At 71.1% G+C, this 5,911-nt stretch carries 7 protein-coding genes and 2 pseudogenes; 2 read left to right on the forward strand and 7 right to left on the reverse strand.

Annotated elements, in window-relative coordinates; translation table 11 throughout:
- Nucleotides 1–264, forward strand: a pseudogene (locus tag ACVNF4_RS31305) (hypothetical protein); the annotation flags it as partial.
- Nucleotides 261–806: a cysteine hydrolase family protein gene (locus ACVNF4_RS31310; protein ID WP_461806258.1), complete on the forward strand. Its 546-nt coding sequence runs from the start codon at nucleotides 261–263 to the stop codon at nucleotides 804–806. The pseudogene ACVNF4_RS31305 and the gene ACVNF4_RS31310, both read left to right, overlap by 4 nt.
- A gap of 33 nt (nucleotides 807–839) precedes the next feature.
- Here the strand turns inward: ACVNF4_RS31310 and ACVNF4_RS31315 are convergent, their stop codons facing one another.
- From ACVNF4_RS31315 to ACVNF4_RS31345, 7 genes and pseudogenes are all read right to left on the reverse strand, one after another.
- Nucleotides 840–1,475, reverse strand: coding sequence for a response regulator (locus ACVNF4_RS31315; RefSeq protein ID WP_461806263.1), 636 nt, complete (start codon nucleotides 1,473–1,475; stop codon nucleotides 840–842).
- The gene (locus ACVNF4_RS31320; protein WP_461806259.1) at nucleotides 1,475–2,569 is read right to left on the reverse strand and encodes a sensor histidine kinase; all 1,095 of its coding nucleotides are present in this window, start codon (nucleotides 2,567–2,569) and stop codon (nucleotides 1,475–1,477) included. Before ACVNF4_RS31320 ends, ACVNF4_RS31315 begins: the two co-directional genes overlap by 1 nt.
- Nucleotides 2,569–3,228, reverse strand: a complete 660-nt coding sequence (locus ACVNF4_RS31325) for a DedA family protein (RefSeq protein WP_461806260.1) — start codon at nucleotides 3,226–3,228, stop codon at nucleotides 2,569–2,571. The genes ACVNF4_RS31320 and ACVNF4_RS31325 overlap by 1 nt, the downstream gene beginning before the upstream one ends.
- A 119-nt stretch (nucleotides 3,229–3,347) precedes the next feature.
- Complete coding sequence (locus ACVNF4_RS31330; RefSeq protein WP_461806261.1) at nucleotides 3,348–3,749, reverse strand: MarR family winged helix-turn-helix transcriptional regulator; 402 nt, start codon at nucleotides 3,747–3,749, stop codon at nucleotides 3,348–3,350.
- Nucleotides 3,750–3,827: 78 nt separating this feature from the next.
- Nucleotides 3,828–4,178, reverse strand: coding sequence for a VOC family protein (locus ACVNF4_RS31335; protein WP_461806262.1), 351 nt, complete (start codon nucleotides 4,176–4,178; stop codon nucleotides 3,828–3,830).
- A 215-nt stretch (nucleotides 4,179–4,393) separates the two neighbouring features.
- Nucleotides 4,394–4,686: pseudogene (locus ACVNF4_RS31340) on the reverse strand (NF041680 family putative transposase); the annotation flags it as partial.
- A 14-nt stretch (nucleotides 4,687–4,700) separates the two neighbouring features.
- Entirely contained in the window at nucleotides 4,701–5,861 is a 1,161-nt protein-coding gene (locus ACVNF4_RS31345; protein WP_461806264.1) for a transposase, read from the reverse strand.
- Nucleotides 5,862–5,911 lie beyond the last annotated feature (50 nt).

The following is a 5,911-nucleotide window of genomic DNA, read 5'->3' on the forward strand; positions in this document are numbered from 1 at the left end:
GTGGAGGGCGGCGCGTTCTCGACGTACGCCCTGAAGGAGATCACCGTCGGGGACGAGGTGGAGGTGATGACCCCGGCCGGCCGTTTCACGCTCGGACCGGAACGGGAGCCCAGCGCGGTGCGTGAGGGGCCGCAGCCGGGTAGGACTGATCCGGACGACCCCTCGCGCCCCCGGAAAAAGACAGGCAGACAGCTGACGATGACCGCCCCCCGGCACAGCAGCACCTCCCCGGCCCGCGCGCACGCCAGGGAGACCGCGATATGACCCACCTCGCCGTCATCGACATGCAGCACGTCTTCGCCGACCCCACCAGCCCCTGGGCCGCACCCCGCTACCGCGAAGCCGCGACCGGCGTACGGCGCCTGCTGCCCGCCTTCGGCGACGAGGTGACCTTCACCCGCTTCGTCGCCCCCGAGGAGCCGTCCGGCGCGTGGCGCGCGTACTACGCGCAGTGGCCGTTCGCCCTCCAGCCGCCGGACGCGCCGCTGTGGCATCTGACGGACGGCTTCTGCGACCTCGCCCCGCACGTCCTGGACTCCTCTGCCTTCGGCAAGTGGACCCCCGAACTCGCCGCCCGCGTCGCCCCGCACGGCCGGCTCGTCCTGGCCGGCGTCACCACCGACTGCTGCGTCCTGTCCACCGCCCTCGCCGCCGCCGACGCCGGCGTCGAGGTCCTCGTCGCCGCCGACGCCTGCGCGGGCGCCAACGACACGGCCCACGCGAAGGCACTGGACGTCCTGGACCTCTACCAGCCGCTGATCAAGGTGACGACGGTGGCGGGGGTGCTGGCGTTGCTGGGGCGGTGAGCGGGGGGCGCCTGTACTCGACTTGACGGACCGTCAGCTCTCCAGATACCGCAGGATCGCCAGCACCCGCCGGTTGTACCCGGTCGACCGCGACAGCCCCAACTTGTCGAAGATCGCGTTGAGATGCTTCTCCACCGCGCTCAGCGAGACGTGCAGCCGCTGCGCGATCGCCGCGTTCGTGTGCCCCTGGGCGAGCTGGTCGAGGACGTCGCGCTCCCGGGGCGTGAGCCGGGCCAGCGGATCGGTGTGCGTGGAGCGCACCACCAACTGCCGTACCACCTCGGGGTCGATGGCGGCGCCGCCCGCGTGGACGCGGTCCAGGGCGTCGAGGAACTCCTCGACCTGGGCGACCCGGTCCTTCAGCAGATACCCCACCCGCTCCACGCCCGCCGCGAGCAACTGGGCCGTGTAGTGCCGCTCGATGTGCTGGGACAGCATCAACACCCCGACCTGCGGCCACCGTCGACGGATCTCCAGCGCCGCCCGCAGCCCTTCGTCCGTGTGCGTCGGCGGCATCCGGATGTCGAGGACGACGACATCGGGCCGCTGCCGCGCGATCGCCGCCGGCAGGGGAGCGGCGTCGCCGAACGCCCCCAGCACCTCGTGCCCCTCCTCGACGAGCAGCCGGACGAGCCCCTCGCGCAGCAGTGTCGAGTCCTCGGCGAGCATCAGGCGCACGGCAGCTCCGCGGTGATCGTGGTGGGTCCCCCGGCGGGGCTGTCGACGTCCAGCGTGCCGTCGAGCGCGGCCACCCGTCCCCGCAGCCCGCTCAGGCCGCTGCCCTGGGGATCCGCGCCGCCCGTCCCGTCGTCCCGGATCCGCACCGCCAGCACCGAGCCGTACAGCGCCACCCGGACGGACACCGCCGTCGCCCCCGAGTGCTTGGCCGCGTTCGTCACGGCCTCCGACACGACGAAGTACGCGGCGGTCTCGACCGGCCTCGGCAGCGCCCCGGCGACGTCGAACTCCGTGCGGACGGGGAGGGCGCACCGCTCGGACACCCCGCCCAGCGCCTCCTCCAGACCCAGGCTGTCCAGCGCCGACGGATAGACGCGCCAGGTCACCTCACGCAGTTCCGCGAGGAGGGCCTGGCACTCCTCGTGGGCCTGGAGCAGCAGGGCCTCGGTCCGCTCGGGCGCACGGCCCCGGCGGACCCGGCCGAGCAACATGCCGAGCGCCACCAGGCGTTGCTGGATCCCGTCGTGCAAGTCCCGCTCGATCCGGCGGCGTTCGGCGTCCACCGCGTCGACGACCGCCGCCCGGCTGGCTGCCAACTCGTCGATGCGCAGCCGCAGCAGCTCGGGACCGGACGGACCGAAACACTCGCCGGCCAGCCGCGCGTCCAGCCGCCCGAGCGAGCGCAGCCCCTGGAGGTCGAGGAAGAGCAGGACGCCACCGAGGACGGCCTGCCCCGCCAACTCGCCCCAGCCCAGCCGCCCTTGCACCATCCCGCGCAGCAACAGCGCCACCAGCGCGGCACCGAGGACCAGCAGCCCGACGACGGCCGCGCACACCAGCCCCACGACCGACCGCAGCGCCAGATACCGCCGGATCTTCCCGTCCGACACCGCGTAGTCCCCGGGGAAGTTGTCCCCGAAGAAGAACGACCGGCGGGACTTCTCGACTGCTGCCCACCGACGGGCCGTCGGCGCCACCGGCAGCACCAGCAGACCGGGCAGCGCCGTCACGCATCCCAGCAGCGTCCCCACGCTCCGCCGCACCAAGTACCCCCGCACAGCAGCCGACCCTAGCCGAACGGACATCAACCACGCCTGTGCAGGCCCTGGTTGCGGGTCCGCACCCGCGACCAGACGTACCCGGCGAAGGCGACGGCCACCAGCGCCAGCACCACCTTGGACAGCACCCCGACGTACGTCTCCACCATTTCCCACCGGTCGCCCAGCCAGTAACCCGCCGTCACCAGCACGGAGTTCCAGAACAGGCTGCCGAGCGTGGTCAGCGGCACGAACACCGCGAGCGGCATGCGCTCCACCCCGGCGGGTACGGAGATGAGGCTGCGGAAGATCGGCACCATCCGCCCGAACAGCACCGCCTTCGTGCCGTGCCGCGCGAACCACGCCTCCGTGCGCTCCAGATCCGACACCTTCACGAGCGGCAGCCGCGCCCACAGCGCGTGCATCCGCTCCCGGCCGAACAGCGCGCCGATCCAGTACAGCGCGACGGCCCCGACGACCGAGCCCAGCGTCGTCCAGAACAGCGCCGACGCCAGGCTCAACACCCCTTGCCCCGCCGCGAACCCGGTGAGTGGCAGGATCACCTCGCTCGGCAGCGGCGGGAAGAGGTTCTCCAGCGCGATGGCCAGCCCCGCCCCCGGCCCGCCCAGCGTGTCGACGAGGTCGGCGGCCCACCCCGCGATCCCGCCGGCGGGCTGTTGGGGCAGGGCCGAGAACATCAGACGCATACGGGTCTCCAAGCGGGCGAGCGATCCGGCCGAGGCAGTCGCCCCGACCGCTCACCACGCTAGAAACCGCAGGTCGATGCCGGTACGGGGGTTTCCGTACGGTCACCCTGCGGGAAACCTCACCCCTCGGCGGGTGCCGTCAGCCCGCGCGCCAGCGCCGCCCGCTGCAACGGCAGGACCTCCGTGTGCAGCGCCCGCCCGCGTTCGGTGAGGGACACGAACACCCCGCGCCGGTCCGTCGCGCACACCGAGCGCTCGACGAGGCCGTCCTTCTCCAAGCGGCCGATCAGCCGGGACAGGGCGCTCTGGCTGAGGTGGACGCGGCCGACCAGGTTCTGCACGCGGCACTGGTCGCCCTGGCGGGGGGTCTCGGTGGCGAGCAGGTCGAGGACCTCGAAGTCGCTGGCTCCCAGGCCGTGCGGGTGCAGGGCGCGGTCGATCTCGCAGAGCGTGCGGGCGTGCGTTGTCAGGATGTCCCGCCAGCGGTCCTCAAGGGCCGCCGGGGTCGCGTTCGCTGCCATGAACCGACCGTAACACCGAAATGAAGTGTCAATGTCCGTGCAACTTGTGCGGGTGCATGTACATGGTGGGTGCAGGTGTCAGGAGGCGGGGTCCTGGAGCAGGCCGACGAGGTTTCCGTCCGCGTCCTTCACCGACGCGATCAGCCGTCCGTTGCCGACGTCCTGCGCGTCCTGGAGCATTTCCGCGCCGGCCGCGAGCAGCGCGGCGAGACGCTCGTGCAGGTCGGTGACGTGCCAGTACGGGACCGGGCCCGTCATGCCCTTCGCGTGGCCGTTCGGGTCGAGGCCGACGTCCTGGCCCGCCGCCTTGTAGCCGACGTAGTAGGGGGTGTCCGCGTACGGCTCGGTGCCGAGCAGCGCGCCGAACACGGCCTTCGCGGCGGTCAGGTCCTTCACGGGGTAGATGATCGTCTGCAGTCCGGCGGACATGGGGTGCTCCTCGCGTTCTCGGCTGGTGCTGTACTCCCACGCTAGGCCGGGCGCCGGAGATCCGCTTCTCCGATCCTGACCGGTCTTGGCGGCCGTGCAGGAGAGGGGGCACAAAAGAGACACGGTCACAAAAATGGCCGACGCGCAAAAGAGAGAGGGGCACGAGCTCCCCGCGGCCCGTGCCCCTCACCGCTCTCAACCCCTCAGCTTGTTCTTTATGGTCTGACCTGGTCACGTTCGGCGATGGTCTCGGGCCGCCTGGCCCCGCTTTGCCCACGTCGTAGCGGGTGGCGGGACGACTGTTCTTCGAGCCGAGCGGTCTGCCGGGGCCGGGCCGGTTGGGTTTCGGTGCACGGGCCGGGCAGGGCAAGATCGGGCGGAGGTTCCTGAACCCCCGGCGGACTCGGGCGGGAGTGAGCCGACCGGGCTCGGCCGGCTTCTCCCCGGGGCGGTGGAAGTCCGCGGCCAGCGGCCGGGCGAGGCGAAGTTGGGTGTGGGCCGCGATGACCCAATGCCGCGAAGTTAAGGGCCCGGAGGGGATGTCAAGGCATCGGGCAGGGTGATCTTGTACGTATTCGGCGCGGTGCGGGTTAGCAGGCTGTTGCGGGTCCAGAGGCAGAGTTGAGAAGTGAGGTTCCTGCGAGCTTGGGGTGCCGTGAGCCCCATGTGGTCGGCGAGGTCGTGGGCGTGCATGGGTTGGTTGGCGTGCGCGGCAAGGATCTGGCAGAGCCGGTCCCAGGGGCTGGATGCCTTGCGGCCTGGATCCTGTGCTGTCGGGAGAGCGGGTGTCTGGACCGTGATGTCGATGGCAGTGATGGGGGTGCTGCCGCGGGGGCGTTGGTCGCGGTTCCAGGTGTGGTAGCGCGAGATTCCGCGCTTCGCGATGCGGGTGGAGGTCCGTGGGCGGCGTTTGGGGAGCAAGGCGTGCAGGAGACGGGTGCCGATGTGCCCGACCAGGTCCGCCTGGGCATCGCGTCCGGTGGTCGCTGTCGGGTGGACGGTGAGGGCGATGGTGTCGCGGGCGGCCTCCAGGGCGATGATGAAGGCGGCGCGGTCCGGGTCGGTGCCAGGCTGGGTCTCCACGGCTGTGACCATGACGGACCGCAATGCCTGGTAGAGGGCGAGCAGTCCCCATACTTCCTGGGCGAGTCCGGCAGGATCCTTCGAGCGCAGGACGCGGCCCTTGAGGAGTGTGTGACGCAGTGCCAGATAGGTGCACTCGATCTCCCAGCGCTCGTGGTACAGGCGGACGAGCTGGTGGGCGGGGTCGGTACGGTGGTCGGTGAGCGTGGTCAGCAGCCGGTAGGTCTCGCCGAAGGTGCTGCCGTCGGCGGTGCGGGTGCGGATCTCGGCTTCGATGACGCGCAGGGTGAGGCCAGCGATGCGCGTGAGGTAGGAGCCGTCGGGCAGTAGCGTCAGGATCGGCGGATGCCGACGGCTGGTGCAACGCACCAGGAACTGTGCGCCGCGGCGGGCGACCTGTGCGAGCAGGTCATTGGTGTGGAAGGCGCGGTCAGCCAGTAGCAACATGTCCGTGGTCAAGTTTGACGTCAGCTGCTGCGCGTAATGCGTCTCGCTTCTGGCCACGGGGCCGAAGGCTGCCGCGATCAGGCCGCGGGTTCTGAGGTTCCCCCTGCTGGCCGGGCAGCTTGATACTGGGACGGATGGTCCCGGAGGAAGCAGTCACAGGTAGTGAGTAGCAAGAGCAACATGAGTAAGCGGTACACGGCCGA

The organism is Streptomyces sp. S6, from assembly GCF_054880855.1.